7 protein-coding genes are annotated in these 16733 nt (G+C 35.3%); 4 read left to right on the top strand and 3 right to left on the bottom strand.

The genetic code is table 11. The features are described from left to right. The first annotated feature begins 188 nt into the window (after nucleotides 1–188). Together VB798_RS17375 and VB798_RS17380 are read left to right on the top strand one after the other, a co-directional pair. Nucleotides 189–3413 (top strand): TonB-dependent receptor, encoded by a 3225-nt coding sequence (locus tag VB798_RS17375; RefSeq protein WP_323260625.1) that lies wholly within the window; start codon nucleotides 189–191, stop codon nucleotides 3411–3413. Between the two features lie 250 nt (nucleotides 3414–3663). Beyond that, nucleotides 3664–6135: a bifunctional YncE family protein/alkaline phosphatase family protein gene (locus VB798_RS17380; RefSeq protein ID WP_323260627.1), complete on the top strand. Its 2472-nt coding sequence runs from the start codon at nucleotides 3664–3666 to the stop codon at nucleotides 6133–6135. A gap of 156 nt (nucleotides 6136–6291) precedes the next feature. Here VB798_RS17380 and VB798_RS17385 read toward each other — a convergent pair whose 3' ends face one another. Next, the gene (locus tag VB798_RS17385) at nucleotides 6292–8307 is read right to left on the bottom strand and encodes a TonB-dependent receptor plug domain-containing protein (protein ID WP_323260629.1); all 2016 of its coding nucleotides are present in this window, start codon (nucleotides 8305–8307) and stop codon (nucleotides 6292–6294) included. A 368-nt stretch (nucleotides 8308–8675) separates the two neighbouring features. Between VB798_RS17385 and VB798_RS17390 the strand changes: the two genes are divergently transcribed. Next, complete coding sequence (locus tag VB798_RS17390) at nucleotides 8676–11717, top strand: glycoside hydrolase family 3 N-terminal domain-containing protein (protein ID WP_323260631.1); 3042 nt, start codon at nucleotides 8676–8678, stop codon at nucleotides 11715–11717. Nucleotides 11718–11876: 159 nt separating this feature from the next. On the opposite strand, the gene VB798_RS17395 is transcribed toward VB798_RS17390, so the two are convergent. After that, complete coding sequence (locus VB798_RS17395; RefSeq protein WP_323260633.1) at nucleotides 11877–13157, bottom strand: DUF349 domain-containing protein; 1281 nt, start codon at nucleotides 13155–13157, stop codon at nucleotides 11877–11879. Between the two features lie 555 nt (nucleotides 13158–13712). Between VB798_RS17395 and ettA the strand changes: the two genes are divergently transcribed. Further along, nucleotides 13713–15383: an energy-dependent translational throttle protein EttA gene (ettA, locus tag VB798_RS17400; protein WP_323260635.1), complete on the top strand. Its 1671-nt coding sequence runs from the start codon at nucleotides 13713–13715 to the stop codon at nucleotides 15381–15383. Nucleotides 15384–15450: 67 nt separating this feature from the next. Here the strand turns inward: ettA and VB798_RS17405 are convergent, their stop codons facing one another. Beyond that, complete coding sequence (locus tag VB798_RS17405; RefSeq protein ID WP_323260637.1) at nucleotides 15451–16545, bottom strand: PorP/SprF family type IX secretion system membrane protein; 1095 nt, start codon at nucleotides 16543–16545, stop codon at nucleotides 15451–15453. Between the last annotated feature and the right edge of the window lie 188 nt (nucleotides 16546–16733).

Here is a 16733-nt window from a genome sequence, read left to right on the forward strand (position 1 = left end):
AAAAGAAATTACTAATCAAATAATAATAAACAATTATCAAAACTGCTATTCTCCCCTACTTGTGTAAAGTTAACATTATGCCTATTTTAACTTTTAGACTGGTTATAATTTGGTAATATTTAAAACCGTTTCGAGCAAAATAGTGAAGATAATTTTGTGTTCAACAATTCACTTAATCCATCTTCAACATGCAAATCCTTACTCTTTACTTCACAAAAAAGAGTCTCTTTAAAAAGCTCTTTTTACTATTTTGTATTACTCTTTTGGGTAATATATCTTTCGGACAAGGTACTGATGCTACCATTTCTGGAAAAGTATTAGACGAAAAAGGCGAAGTTGTGCCTGGTGTTTCTATCCGTGTTAAAAATGAATCTACAGGTTTCCAAACAGGAACAGTTACTAATACGCAAGGCGAATATCATCTACAACAATTACCCCTCGGAAAGCCCTATTCTATCACCTTTTCTTTCGTGGGTTATCAAACACAAAAGTTTTCAAATTATGCCTTGAACCAAGGAGATAAATTGAAAATTGATACCAAACTTGTTCAGGGAAGTACGCAATTATCAGAAGTGACTGTTAGCGCAAATTCTTTTGTGAACAAAGAAACTGAACGTGCTGGTGCGGCTATTGCTGTTACTTCTTTACAAATGAAACAGTTGCCAATGGAAGGTAGAAACTTTTCAGCTTTAACAGCTCTATCGCCATTACAGGGTAAAAATGGTAGTTTTAGCGGTCAGCGTTCTTCATCTACCAATGTTACAATGGATGGTGTAAATGCCCGTAGCATGTACACCAACGGTACTGTTGGAAATGGACCTTATACCATTTCGCAAGAAGCCATTCGTGAATTTCAGGTTTCAACCAACAATTATGATGTTACGCAAGGTCGCCAAGGTGGGGGTTCTGTTAATGCAGTAACTAAAAATGGTACAAATACAACGGAAGGTTCAGCCTTTTTCTATCAGCGTGCTAGTCAGGCTTCGATATTTGGCAACAAATTATTTCCATTAAATAGCGAGTACAATGCCAACGGAACACCAAGAACAACTAATATCGACCAAAAACAGTATGGTTTCTCATTAGGTGGTGCTTTAATCAAAGATAAACTTCATTACTTCGTTGCTTTCGACCGCCAGAACGAAACAATTCCTTTCCAAATTGCGCCAGTTTACAATGCTTTACAAGAGCAAAACTTCGGGATTACTAAAGCCAATTTAGATCAGTTAATTGCTGTGGCTAGAGAAAAGTATGGCATGAAAAACACACAACAATATGGAGATTTTTCAAGAGAAACGGTGGCTAATGCTATTTTTGCTCGTTTAGATTGGCAGATTAATGAAAAAAATAAATTGACTTTCCGTAATAACTTGACTACTTGGAACAGCCCAATGTCAACAAGTGATAACTCTAATATCAATTTATTAGAAAGCTGGATTGGCTTTAAATCTACAGAAAACAGTTCGTTATTTTCTCTACGTTCTGATTTAGCGCCAGATTTAACCAACGAATTGAAATTCCAATTTCAAACAGTTTCTCGTAATTACATCGTTAGTTCAGATTTACCAACGGAAAACATTCCTAGAGCCATTATCACAGTAAGGTCGGTAATTCCTACAGAAAGTAATCCGAATGCTACTCAAACTAGAACAGTACAATTTGGTGGACAAAGATTTGGTACAGAATACGCTAAAGACAAAACCATTCAATTAGCCAACACAACTTATTTGAGAAGAGGTAATTTGAATTTCAAATTCGGAACAGATAATATGTTGACTTTCTTGGATTCTAAAATCGTAAACGAAATGAATGGACGTTTCTTCTTTTCAAGTTTACAAGATTTTATTGACAAAAAGCCAAGCAGATACGCTCGTGAAGTACCTTTAGTAAATCCAGCAGTGAAACAATCTTTGTTAGATTTAGCGCTTTTTGCACAAGTAGAATTTGAACCTTTCAAAAACGTAACAGCAATGGCGGGTTTACGTTATGATGTTACGATTTTCTTTAAACAAGGAGACCCGAACCCACTTACAGAAAGCAAATTAGGCATTAAAACCAATAATACTTTAGCTGATTATAACAATATTCAACCAAGATTACAATTGACTTGGGATGTGGATGGTCGCCAGAAAGATATTATTAAATTTGGTGGAGGTATTTTCTCAGCGCAGCCAGTTTCGTATTTACAATTGAACAACATCCAAAATGCTGGTACCATTGTAGGTTCAATCGACGTTTCGGGTACAGGAGTACCAAGTCCAGATTTTGCGGCTTATCGTAATAATCCTGCTTCTACTCCGGGTATTCCAGCGGGTTCAAGTTATATTTCTACTATTAATGCTGTAAGTAAAGATTTCCAAGTTCCTTCAATTTATAAAATCAACTTCTCTTACAACCGTTTCTTTAATGCAAGATTCCGTGCAGGTATCAACTTGTTATGGTCTAAAACAGTTAATAACTACGTTTATTACGATAGAAACATTGTTGACCAACCTTACTTTACATTGAGCAACGAAGCGAATCGTGGTGTGTATGTTCCTGCCAATACTATTCCAGCGAATGGTTCTACCGACTGGACAAAAGGTAGAAAATCAGATGAATTAGGAAGAGTATTAGAATTAGAATCTTCTGGAAAATTAGACCAAATTGCGGTAGTAATTGATGCAAGTATGAAAATTGGTAAAGATGGATATTTTACCATTAGCTATACTAAAAACGATACCAAAGATAATAGCTCGTTCAACTGCTGTGTAGCCAATACTTCTACTTTCAGACCAGTTGTTGATGACCCACGTGACCAAACAGTTTCTTATTCAGATGACCAATTCTCTGATAAATTAGTCGTTTCAGCGGCTACTCCAACGGTAAAAGGTTTTCAGTTAGGTGCAATTTTTAATGGTGTTGGCGGTACTCGTTACTCATTCTTAGTAGGTGGAAACAAGAGTATTAATGGCGACTTTGTATTAACAAACGACTTGGCTTATGTTTTTGACCCAAATGGTGCTAATGTTCCAGAAGCCATCAGAAAAGGTATTCAAGGTTTGTTGGATAATCCAGACGTTACTCCAAGTGTAAAAACTTATATTCGTGAAAATATCGGTAAAGTAGCTGAAAGAAATGGTGGTGTAAATCCATTTTATTATACTGTCGATTTACGTTTGACGAAGGATGTTAGATTCTTGAACAAACACAACATTTCTCTTTCGGCTGATTGCTTCAACTTTATGAATTTATTAAATAAAGATTTAGGCGTAAGTTATAACCACGGAAATGTTAACTTAGTCTCGATGACGGGCTTCGACCAAGCTACTAAAAATTATGCTTACAATGTAGAAACTGGAGCAGGAAGAAAATTATCAACCGCTGGCGGTACTCCTTGGAGAATCCAATTAGGTTTAAGATATTCATTTTAAGAAATCTCTTTATTCATAGTGATTAGTAAATAGTGATTGTCGATTAGCATTTCAAGACTCTAATTATCAAGAAATTACGATAAAAAATGTCAGTTAAATTGTAAACATCACTTACTATCCTTTCAAAAAACGGTTACTTATGTAACCGTTTTTTGTCATTTAAAAATTACTTATCACGATTCAAATTCCTAAAATATAGTTATTAAAGTCTCATATTTCCACATACTTTCTGAACAAACCATTTCAACAAATGAAACATGTAAGCTTTTTCATCGGCATAATTTTATGCTGTTTGGCTTGTAATCCAAAACAAAGCTCCAATCAAAATCGCAAAGACCCCATTCTTGAAAGTCTGGTCGCAAAAAGAGTTACACTTCCTAATGGTTGGTCATTAACACCCGTAGGCAAAAGTATTCAATTAAATGATTTGCCTTTAAACTTAGTGGTTTCGCCTTCGCAAAAACTATTGGCTGTTACCAACAATGGACAAAGTACTCAGAGCATTACTTTGATTGATGCCGCTACCGAAAAAGTATTGGATGATGTCATCATCAAAAAATCTTGGGTAGGTTTAGCATTTAGTCAAGATGAAAAATACTTGTATGCCTCTGGTGGCAACGATAACGTAGTGGTGATTTATAAAATAGAAAACCAAAAACTGATTCAAGACGGAGAAATTACTTTAGGAGAAGCTTTTCCAAAAGCTAAAATTTCACCCGCTGGGATTTGTGTGGACGCTAATCGTTTGTATGTAGTCGCTAAAGATTCAAAGTCTTTGTTTATCTGTGATTTGGCTACCAGAAAAGTTATCAAAGAAGAAAAACTAAGTGCCGAACCATATACTTGTATGTTAGCACCCAACAGTAATGAATTGTACATTACGCTTTGGGGAGGAGCAAAAGTAATCGTTTATAATCCAGCTCAGGCGAAAATCACGGCTGAAATTGCTACGAATAGTCATCCAAACGATATGGTTTTTACAAAAGATGGAAAGTATTTATTCGTACCTAATGGAAATGATAATACTGTTTCGGTGATTGAAACTTCCACCAAAAGATTGATTGAACATATTTCCGCTTCTTTATATCCAAATGCTCCGATTGGCTCAACACCCAATGCAGTAGCACTTTCGCCAGACGAAAATACACTTTACATTGCCAATGCTGACAATAACTGTTTAGCCGTTTTTGATGTTAGTCAGAAAGGAAAAAGTTTATCGAAAGGTTTTATTCCAACAGGCTGGTATCCAACCGCAGTAAAAACCATCGGAGATAAAATTTATGTAACTAACGGTAAAGGCTTTAGTTCAAAACCAAATCCAAAAGGGCCCAATCCATTAGCCAAAAAGAAACCACAAGAAGTAGGTGCAAACCCAGAAGCCAACAAAGAAGTAGTAGAATATATTGCGGGTTTGTTGAAAGGAACGATGTCAATCATTGATGTTCCTAATGAGCAAACTTTGGCGAGTTATTCGCAAGTAGTTTTTCAAAATACTCCTTACAGCAAAGCAGTAGAAAAATTAGCAATGGGCGAAAGCGACAATCCAATTCCGATGAAAGTTGGAGGAAAATCGCCTATCAAATATGTTTTTTATATCATCAAAGAAAACCGTACTTATGACCAAGTGCTGGGAGATATAAAAGAAGGAAATGGAGACCCATCGCTTTGTATTTTTCCTGAAAAATTAACGCCGAATCAACATAAAATTGTAAGAGATTATGTGTTGTTGGATAATTTTTATGTGGATGCAGAAGTTTCTGCCGACGGACATAACTGGTCAACCGCAGCCTATGCCAATGACTATGTAGAGAAAAACTGGGTAACAAGTTATGGAGGAAGAGGCGGTTCTTATGATTTTGAAGGTCAGCGAGAAATTGCTTATCCTAAAAATGGTTTCATTTGGGATTTCTGCAAAAGAGCAAATATTCCTTTCAGAACTTATGGAGAATTTGCCGATGGCCCAGAAGGAAATTATGCAGGTGTAAAAGGAAATGTTTGTAGAAACTATAAAGGTTGGGACATGAATTTCAAAGATTCTGACCGTGAAAAACAATGGGAAGCAGATTTCGATTCTTTGTTAACCATCAATGCTGTTCCTCGTTTCAGTAGTTTAAGAATGGGAAATGACCATACTTCTGGTTCAAGAAAAGGCGCATTTAGTGTAGAAGCAGCCATTGCCGATAACGATTTGGCAGTTGGAAATTTCATAGAACATCTTTCAAAATCTAAAATCTGGAAAGAATCGGTGGTGTTTATTTTGGAAGATGATGCACAAAATGGTTCAGACCACGTTGATGCTCATCGTTCTACGGCGTATGTGGTGAGTCCTTATACCAAAAGAAAATTTGTAGATCATACCATGTACTCTACTTCGGGGATGTTGAGAACGATGGAATTGATTTTAGGTTTACCGCCAATGAGCCAATACGATGCAGGAGCAACCCCAATGTTTAGATGTTTTACCAAAAATATTGATTTAACGCCTTTCAAAGCTTTACCCGCAAATGTTGATATTAACCAAAGAAATCTTGCTATCAATACAGGAAAACGCAAAACCAACTTTGATTTTAGTCATGAAGATGCTGCTCCAGATTTAGCTTTTAATGAAGACATTTGGAAAGTAATGAGAGGAGAAAACAGCAAAATGCCTCCTCCAAAAAGAAGTGCTTTTGTGAAAATCCCTGCAAAAGCAGAAAAGGAAGACGAAGATGATGACGATTAAATGACTTTGTTAAACATGAGTCATTCTGATTTTTAAAATCACAAAAAAGCGGTCGAAATTAATTTTTCGACCGCTTTTTGTAAAATAAGTAAGATATATAAATATTTTAAATTCATAACTCATACTTCATATCTCATAATTCTTGTTTAACTCTTCTTAAAAACGATACATTAAAGTAGCTATCAAACTTCTACCAACACCATTAATTCCTGAACCATGTGTGCGGTAATCTACATTAAAAATATTTTGAAACGAGCCTATCAAAGTAACATTTTTATATTCGTAACCCGAATAAATATTGAGTACATTCCAACCGTTTGTTCCGCCTTTTGGAATTCTGTTGTCATCTTTATCGCCTTGTGCCAATCGGTCTTGTTTTCCCGCAAAGATGTCTTCTACTTTTACAAAAAAAGCATTACTTGCCTGATAATGTACTCCTGCTCTACCCGACAGTGGAGGAATTCTTCTTACAGGTTCGTTCTTCGTTTCGTTTTGTCCATAAGTATAAGCTAAGTCTGTATAGATTTTAATTTCAGGTAAAACCATCCATTCTGTCGCCCATTCAAAACCTTGTATATAGGCTTTTTCAACATTCTCTTTTCGGTAAACCTGATAATCATTAATCTTTTGTCCTTCTACTTTTACTCGTGCGATCAAATTTCTTAACTGATTATGATACAAAGCAACACTTGAAGAAAAAGTAGGAGTTCTGAATTTATAACCCCATTCAAAATTATAAGAATTTTCAGGTTTTAAGTTGGCAGTTGGTAATTCATAACGAAAATCTACAATCCCTAAAGTACCCATATCATCAATATTGGGCGCTCTGAAACCCGTATTAAACGATAAGTAAGTCATAGAATGGTTTTCCTGATGGTAACCCAAAGCCAAATTTCCGACCAAAGCCTGTGGCGAAACATTTACTTTTCCTAAAGTTTGGTCATTCACATTGATAGAATAAGCATTGAAGCGAGCACCAAAATTTACATCCCATTTATTCAAATTGATATGGTGCAAAGAATAAGCCGCATAACTATTAAAGCTTGAAGCATCAGGATACAAACCTCTGCTATAAGTAATTTTATTGTTTTGAAAATCTGTATCTTGTTTCGTACTGTTTACTTTATCTGTATAAAACTCTATTCCAGAACTGGCATCCCAATTAGGTGAAATTTCAGAACGCACATTGATAAAAGAACCAAATGTTTTTACTTGATCATTTTCTACACGATACACATTCGAACCATTTTTCTGAGAATTTCGCCCTTCCTCAGTACCTTGATAAGAAACATTGAAAGCCAAATTTTTCAGTAAAGGGCTTTCACTTTTAATATCAAATTGTAGGTATGAAAGAGCTCTTTTCTGTGGAGACATTTCATTAATCTTAAAGTTTTCAAGCTTTACTTTGTGATAAACAGGCACATGACTTTGATTTAAGTTTTGATGAGTGGCTGTTAAAAACACATTTTTTGAAAGCTGGAATTTAGCTTTTACATCAAATGCTAATTCATCATAACCCGATGGTGTTTGTACTCCAGTAGTATCGCCACCGATTAAATCTCCGAATTTTCTGAGACTCAAACCCGCTTTCAATGCCATTTTCTGCGTAGCGAAAGAAAGTTCTGTTCTCGCTGTCTTTTCAAGTGACGAAGTACCGTATCTGACGATAGCATTCCCATTTACTTTTGGTTTATCAACTGCAAAAACAGGATTAGCAGTATTGATTTGTAAAGTACCGCCCAGTGCATCAGAACCGTACTGTACAGAACCTCCGCCCTTATAAATTTCGATATTTTGAATCAAAAAAGGGTCAATTGTATTTAAGTATTGGTTTGGCCCATAGCGAAAAGTACTGTTATTTAAACGAATACCGTCAATCAAAATAAGCGTTTGGTTTCCAGTCAATCCTCTTAGAAAAGGAGAACCTCCACCATGATTTGTTTTTTGTACAAACACACCATTGGCACCAAATAAAGTTTCTGGAGTACTTCTATATTGATAATTCTTTAGGTTTTTAGCATTTAGTACCGCTACAGAACCCATCGTATTAAATACTTTTTGCTCATTTCTTTGAGTAATTACCGTTACTTCATCCAATAAGAAGTTTTGTTTTTTTATCGTTGAATCCGTAGCTATTGAGAGACTCAGTACAAGACAAGTAAAAATTGACATTTTGTTTGTTTTTCAGGTTGATAATAATTATCCATTAAGGCCTAATTTGATATTTTTTGAACCCTCAATTTTTACAATTCTCCTTAAAATACCTATTGATTCTTTTTATCAAATAATTAAGGTTTAACTTCTTTATTATCCCTCAAACTTAAATAGATAATCTTTCCGAATAAACACAGCGATTCTTCGTTATTATCTTAAATGATAAAACATTTTCAATTTATAATTTCCCATCTTCCTCAAACTTCTTTTACTATTTAGGTAAGCGATTTTTATATAATCCAAATTTCCTCTTCCTGTTTAATAAGCGTTAAATTTATTGTAAGTTTGTATCTTTTTTACTTGTATATCAACCATTAATTCATCAAATGTATAAGCAATTTTCATTGTTTTTGCTCACACTTATACTCCTTTGGTTTGCCATCAAAAGTTCACCTATAGGAGCTTTAAATAATACGTTTTTGCCTTTTTCAAAAACGGAAAAGAAGGTGTTGAATGACAAGAAAATTGTCAAAAAAACTCGTGTACTTCAAGCTCCTAAATTCATCAATCATAGTCAGTTATTAGAAAACCAATGGGTTGATAGTATTTTCACTTCAATGGATAATGACCAAAAAATTGGTCAATTTTTCATGGTAGCGGTCAATCCAACGCATGGAGAAGCACACTTTAAAAAACTCGAAAATCTAATTCAACATAATTATATCGGTGGCTTGATATTTTTTCAAGGCGAACCCACTTCTTATGCCAACCTGAATAACCGTTTTCAATCAACTACAAAAATTCCTTTGTTGGTAGGTATTGATGGAGAATGGGGTTTGGCAATGCGTGTAAATGCCACCATGGCTTTCCCTAAACAAATTACTTTGGGGGCGATTCAGGATAATTCATTAATCTACGACATGGGTACAGAAATTGCCCGTCAATGCAAACGGTTGGGGATTCACCTAAACTTTGCTCCTGTTGTTGATATTAATTCTAATCCTCAAAATCCTGTGATTGGCTTCCGCTCTTTTGGTGAAATTGCCGAAAATGTTGCCGCCAAAAGTAGTGCCTATATGAAAGGCATGCAGAACAATCAACTTTTGGCTTGTGCCAAACATTTTCCAGGTCATGGCGATACGCATAGCGATTCACATTTTACTTTACCACAAGTATCGTATGGTTTCGAACGTATGCACGATATTGAGCTAGTGCCTTTTAAACAACTCATTGAAGATTCTATCAAAAGTGTTATCGTTGGTCACTTACAAATTCCTTTTTATGACTGGCGTCCTGCTACGCTTTCACAAAGTATCATTACCAATTTATTGAAAAAAGAAATGGGTTTCAAAGGCTTGGTCATTACTGATGCCTTGAATATGAAGGGCGTGCGTAGTGGCAAAGGAGTTTCGTCTGGAGAAATTGATTTACAGGCATTTATTGCTGGAAATGACATTTTATTGTACTCCGAAAATATTCCAGAAGGCATTAATAAAATTAAAGATGCCATTCAATCGGGTGTAATTCTACAAACCGAAATTGATAACCGTGTCAAAAAAATACTTCATGCTAAATATTGGGTTGGTTTGAATCGCTTCAAATACATTGAAACCAATAATTTATATCAAGAATTACATACGCCTGAGGCACAGCAAATCAAGCAAGAATTATTTGAGAATGCGATTACCGTCGTGAAAGATACAAGAAAGTTTTTACCGCTTTCAACTGAAAACAATAAATTGGTTTCGGTCAGTTTGGATATTGCTTCAAACAATCGTTTTCAGCAAGCATTGGCTTCTTTTACGCCGATGCCACAGTTTTCGAATGTGAATAAAAACGATGAAAGCTTTTTTAATGAAGTATTAAAAAATGTTGATTCAACTCAAACCGTTATTCTAAGTGTTCATAACATCAATAAAAAATCTGCTAGCAGATTAGATTTGACTTTTGGCGTACAAGATTTTATCAAAAGACTTGAGAAAAAAACTGCCAACGTTGTAGTCTGCGTATTTGGGAATCCTTATAGTTTAAAATACTTTCCTGAAGTATCTAATCTAGTTTGTGGTTATGAAGACGATGATGCCGCTTATTCAGCCATGGCAAAAGTACTTTTCGGACAAATTCCTGCTGTTGGTAAATTGCCTGTTTCGGTAGAAAATCTGTACAAAGCTGGCGATGGAATTACGCTTAAAAGACAAGGACAATTAGAAAAAGCCACGCCTGAAAGTGTTGGAATGAATCCAGAAGTACTCAAAGGCATCGACCCAATTATTACTTCATCCATCAGTCAGAAAGTATTTCCGGGTTGCCAAGTATTAGTTGCCAGAAAAGGAAAAATCATTCTGAATAAAAACTATGGACAGCTTGCGTATGAATTAACAAGCCCGCCAGTAACGAATCAGACGGTTTATGATTTAGCTTCTGTTACCAAAGTATCGGCAACACTCCAAGCTGTAATGTACCTTTATGACCAAAAGAAGATTGCTTTAGATGAAAAAATCGTTACTTATCTTCCAGAACTCAGAGGAACAAACAAAGAAAACATGACAATTCGTGATGTTCTTTGGCACCAAGCAGGATTGGTTGCTTATATTCCTTTTTGGGAAAAAACACGGATTCCTTTAGGTTGGAAAAAAGAATATTATAGCGATACGCAGTCTTTGGAATATCCATTAGAAGTAGCCGAAGGCATGTTTGCCAAAACAGCCATCCGAGATTCTGTTTGGAAATGGGTCATCAAATCTCCATTAATCAATAAACGAGATAAAGACGGAAGCTTTAGCTATGTTTATAGCGACTTAGGCTTGATGATAATGCAACATCTTGTAGAAAGAATGCTTGGACAAAGTTTGGATGTTTTCACAAATTCATACTTATATGAACCTTTGGGCATGAAAACAACAGGATTTAATCCTTTGAAAAAAATAGAAAAAGCCAAAATTGCACCCACCGAAAATGATAGACTTTTTCGAGGAAAAGAATTACAAGGAACCGTTCAAGACCAAACCGCCGCCATGTTGGGAGGCGTGTCAGGGCATGCAGGATTGTTTAGTTCAGCCTCAGATTTAGTAAAATTATTTGAGATGAATCTTGAAAAAGGAAGTATTCATCAGCTAAAATTCTTTAGTGAAGAAACTATCAACGCATTTACCAACAGTGTTTCTTCAAAAAGTGACAGGGCTTTGGGTTGGGATAAACTTCCAGCGGATGGCGAAAGTAATTATATTTCAGCCTCTGTTTCGCCAAGTTCTTATGGGCATTCAGGTTATACGGGCACTTTGGTTTGGGTAGATCCAGAAAAGGAATTGGTTTTTATTTTTCTTTCAAACAGAGTACATCCTTCGGCAAGTAATAATAAAATTAATGCGCTGAAAATCAGACGAAAAGTAATGGATGTTGTTTATAAATCAATTGAAAAACAACAGTAACACGTTTTCCAACTCGTAAAATAGAAAAATAATTGCTTACGAGTTGGAAACTCGTACTACGAAAAAAGCCTTCCGATTTGTATCAGAAGGCTTTTTCATTTTATACAATTCAGAAACAAGTCTTATTTCTTGCTTCATTTATCTTTCAGTCTAAAAAAACTATTGATCTAACAAAATTTCAAGTTCTTTCTTGAATTCAATCAATAATGTTTCTTTCATTGAGATTTTACGCTTTTGCGTGTTGATTTTATTCATCACCAATTTGTCTCCCATTTGACCATTGTAATTGGCATCAGAGATGAATGAATCCAATTCATTTTTCTCTTTTTTAGTCATGTAATCCATTTGATTAATCATGATTTTCAATTGTTCAATTCTTGGTTTTTCATGTAAAGCTGGGTGACGATAGCTAATTACTCTTAGCAAGTAATTCATTTCGAAAATCTTATCACAGATATTTCTGAAACGTTCAGCAATACTTCTATCAACATTTTTGGCAAGAGCCGATAACTCTTTCCATTTCACTAAATATCCTTTTGCCTTTTCAGAAGTTTGTGGAATCAAATCTTGTTGTTTGAACAAACCTTCTAATTCGGTAGTCATATCCTTCATTTGCTGTACTCTAGGATCAACTCTTGGTGTTGATACAATTCCTTTTTCACGGTTGTAGCGCTCAAAGAAGAAATCGCTTGAACGTTTGAATTGTTTCCAAAGTTGGCTTTGCTTTTTAGGCGGCACCTGACTAATGGTTTTCCATTCACGTTGCAAATCCTTGATTTTAAGGAAACCAGCATCTACATCTTTTTCATAACGTAAATTACGAGCTTCGTCAACAATACGTTGAAGCGTAGCAAGTTTTTCGTCGATGATGCGGTTTTTCTCAGCATAATATTCACGACGTCTTACGAAGAAATCATCTACAATACCGTTGAATTCTTCTTCAACGCCATCTTGCAAAGATTTATCAACAGGTCCTGTTTTCAACCATTTGGTTTTAATTTCCATAATGGTTTCAGTAGTTACTGCCCAATCTTCATTCTTGCTTGCTTCTCTCAACTCTTCAATCAAAGCTCTTTTAATTTCAAGATTTTTGATTTGGTTGTGCAAAATAAGCTCTCTTAGTTCCAATTCTAAGCCATCCAAGCGTTCAAGCAAGGGCATAAAATTCCCTAAGCCATCAAATTCTACGAGATTTTTGCGAAGTTGAAGTAGTTTGGTAAGATAAGAGCCTTTGTTCTGAGCTTCTTCTACTTGTTCAAAAAGTAAGGATACTTTATTTTCGGCAATCGTAAAACGATTCACAAAATATTGTAGGGCCTCCTCTTCTGTGTTTCTAACAACACCAATCTGACGTTCTGGATATTCTGAATATCCTTTTAAATAGACCTTACCATCTTTACAATAGCCATAGTCGGCGGAGTTCTTAACTGTATTTTCCATTGGTTTACATTACATGATTAGAGTGTCTGGCAAGGCTCATAACTCTAAGAGATTCATGGTTTAGGTTGAATTTATTTTAGTAGTTTTGTGATTGTTTAAAATTCTATTTTACTTATTTGTTATGAAACGATTCTGATTGAAAATAATTTCAAAATTCTAAAATTAACAAATTTTGAAAATGAAAACTCTTCTAACACCTAAATTTTCCGCAATTTACTGATTTTCAGCAAAAAATCTAATGATTTATCCACATAATCCATGTATTCTGTAAATTTTTATTTTAGCGCATAAATCAAGCCCAAAATAAACGATAATTGAATATTAATTGCACTCAAAACCATTAAATTATTTATTAAAAAAATCTTTAAAAGCATTACAACCCGAAATTCATTGAATTTTGGCCTCATAATTAAACTACCAGACAAGAAAGGTAAGGAGGCTTTAATTAAAAATACTATCTTTGAATGAATGATTAAGGTTTTATTTTCAGAACAAAATCATTCTATTAATTTTTATAAAACGACAACTAATTATATTAAACGATAAATTAACCCAATGAGTCAGGAAACAATTATTTTTTCTATGGAACGTGTTTCTAAAACGGTTCCACCCCAAAAACAAATACTTAAAAATATTTACTTATCATTTTTCTACGGAGCAAAAATTGGCGTATTAGGGCTAAATGGCTCAGGGAAATCTTCTCTTTTAAGAATCATTGCTGGTAAAGACAAAAGCTACACTGGCGACATTGTATTCTCGGCTGGTTATTCTGTAGGAATGTTGGAACAAGAACCTGAACTCGACCCAACAAAAACCGTAAAAGAAGTTGTAGAAGAAGGTGTTGCTGAAATTGTAGCTTTATTGAAAGAATTTGATGAAATCAACGAAGCTTTTGGCGACCCAGATGCTGATTTTGATAAATTATTAGAACGCCAAGGCGAAGTACAAGAAAAACTTGACCACTTCAATGCTTGGGAATTGGATACTCGTTTAGAAAGAGCGATGGACGCTTTGCGTTGCCCTCCTTCTGATGCCAATGTTGCCAACCTTTCTGGTGGTGAAAAACGTCGTGTGGCTTTGTGCCGTTTGTTATTACAAGAGCCAGACGTATTGTTATTAGATGAACCAACCAACCACTTAGATGCTGAATCTGTATTATGGTTAGAAGAACATCTTCGTCAATATAAAGGAACGGTAATTGCCGTAACTCACGACCGTTACTTCTTAGATAACGTAGCGGGATGGATTTTGGAATTAGACAGAGGCGAAGGTATTCCTTGGAAAGGAAATTATTCTTCTTGGTTAGAGCAAAAACAAAATCGTTTAGCACAAGAAGAAAAGACGGAATCTCGTCGTCAGAAAACTTTACAACGTGAATTAGAATGGGTACGCATGGCACCGAAAGCACGTCAGGCAAAATCTAAAGCACGTTTAGAAGCTTACGATAAATTGATGTCGGAAGAAAACCGTCAGAAAGAAGATAAACTAGAATTATTCATTCCTGCTGGGCCAAGATTAGGAAATAAAGTAATTGAAGTAAACAATGTAACGAAAGCTTATGGCGATAAGTTATTGTTTGATAATCTTACTTTCTCTTTACCACCTGCGGGTATTGTTGGGGTAATCGGACCAAATGGTGCGGGAAAAACAACATTGTTTAAATTAATTACTGGACAAGCACAGCCAGATGCAGGAACATTTGAAGTTGGCGAAACCGTTCAAATGGCTTATGTTGACCAAGAACATAACCAATTAAAAGGTGAAAAATCTGTTTTTGAAACCATTTCTGGTGGAACAGAACATACTTTATTGGGCGGAAAACAAGTAAATGCTAGAGCTTATGTAAGTAAATTCAATTTCAACGGAGCTGATCAAGAAAAGAAAATTGGTAACCTTTCAGGTGGAGAACGTAACCGTGTTCACTTAGCGATGATGTTGAAAGAAGGTGCTAACTTACTTTTGCTAGATGAGCCTACCAACGATTTGGACGTCAATACTTTGCGTGCCTTAGAAGAAGCCCTTGAAAACTTTGGAGGTTGTGCGGTAGTCATCTCCCATGATAGATGGTTCTTAGATAGAATTGCAACGCACATTTTGGCTTTTGAAGGAAATTCGCAAGTATATTGGTTTGAAGGAAACTTCTCTGATTATGAAGAAAATCGCAAAAAACGTTTAGGTAACGATGCAACACCAAAACGTATTCGTTATAAGAAGTTGGGAGAGTAATTCACCATTATTCTCAGCAAAAAGCCATCAAAATTGTTTAAAATCAATTTTTGATGGCTTTTTTATGTTAAAACTTCGGACATTTCAATTCGCCTTTTCTTGGACGGACATTTCGCTTCGGTTGAATTAAATCGCTGAAAGTATATGAAAGGGATAATTCATGCGCTCCACCAGTCGAACTTAATCTTGAAATCGTAGCATCGTAGCTATAACCAATTGAAAAATTATCTTGTCGATAACCGACCAAAAACACTAAAGCATCGTGACTAATGATACTTGTGTTATCTTTCTTATATGTTTTTATCGGAATTCCTCTGTACCAAGCTCCAATGACAATTGGCGAATAAGTTAAGTATGCTCCCACATCTAATTGGTCAGATTGTCCCTGACGTCTATAATGAACAACGGGCGTAATACTTTTCTCTCTATCAACAGCATCTCCTAAATTATTCCCTAACATATAATCATCCAAAGGAATATTAAACCCTGCTTGAATACCAATTCTGACAGGTAAAACTGCATTTTGATTTGAAAAAGATTGATTTGGCTGATTAATATGATGAACAGATGCGCCAACCCAAAATTGTTCTCCATAAACAATTGCGCCCGATGAAAAATCCCAATATTTCAATTGTGGAGTAAGATTATTTCCACCTTGTAAAATTTGGTCGGAAGAGTAACGTGGATAAGCTCCAGTAGTCAGATAAGTATTAATTTGGTCGCCAAAAGTATAATCTGCAAAGTTTACGCCACGGGTTACATACGACCCTTGAACCCCTAAATTGGCTCTTAGACCATCACTTATTTTGAGGTGGTAAGAGTAAAAAGCTCCAATATCAGTCGTAGTTAAATTAGTAAACTGACGGTCGGAAGTAAGTAATAAGCCAACGCCACTTTTCAGTTTCTCCAAATACAAGTCCGCAGAAAGCGATGAAGTAACAAAATTAGCGCTTAATGATGGCCATTGATTTCTATGATTTAAACTCACTCTAGGAGCTTTTGCAGAACCCGCAAAAGCAGGATTTAAAAACATGGGCGCTGCATAAAACTGTGAATATTGTGGATCTTGAGCCTTTGCAAAAGGCCAAGATAAAATAATAAACAATATCAACAGAAAACTTCTTTTTAACATGGAATTAGGAATGGTTATGAGTATCTTCATCAGCGATTAATCATACTGTTAAATATTAGTAAAATATTTTTATCCAAAAAACAATTAGCCTTCAAAATGTACTTTCCCAACACGAATCTGTACTATTTAATGTTTTCTATAATTTTAAACAGTAAATTTCGTTAAAAAAAGCGCTACATTCCCCTAAATTACGTTGATATAATCAATACCTCTATTGT

Source organism: Arcicella lustrica, from assembly GCF_034930985.1.
Taxonomy (GTDB): Bacteria; Bacteroidota; Bacteroidia; order Cytophagales; family Spirosomataceae; genus Arcicella; species Arcicella lustrica.

What these genes read in the sequence shown, in the direction of transcription:
- VB798_RS17390 (WP_323260631.1), top strand. Translation starts at nt 8,676, where the DNA reads ATGTATAAGCAATTTTCATTGTTTTTGCTCACACTTATACTCCTTTGG.
- VB798_RS17395 (WP_323260633.1), bottom strand. Translation starts at nt 13,157, where the DNA reads ATGGAAAATACAGTTAAGAACTCCGCCGACTATGGCTATTGTAAAGAT.
- VB798_RS17405 (WP_323260637.1), bottom strand. Translation starts at nt 16,545, where the DNA reads ATGAAGATACTCATAACCATTCCTAATTCCATGTTAAAAAGAAGTTTT.
- ettA (WP_323260635.1), top strand. Translation starts at nt 13,713, where the DNA reads ATGAGTCAGGAAACAATTATTTTTTCTATGGAACGTGTTTCTAAAACG.
- VB798_RS17380 (WP_323260627.1), top strand. Translation starts at nt 3,664, where the DNA reads ATGAAACATGTAAGCTTTTTCATCGGCATAATTTTATGCTGTTTGGCT.
- VB798_RS17385 (WP_323260629.1), bottom strand. Translation starts at nt 8,307, where the DNA reads ATGTCAATTTTTACTTGTCTTGTACTGAGTCTCTCAATAGCTACGGAT.
- VB798_RS17375 (WP_323260625.1), top strand. Translation starts at nt 189, where the DNA reads ATGCAAATCCTTACTCTTTACTTCACAAAAAAGAGTCTCTTTAAAAAG.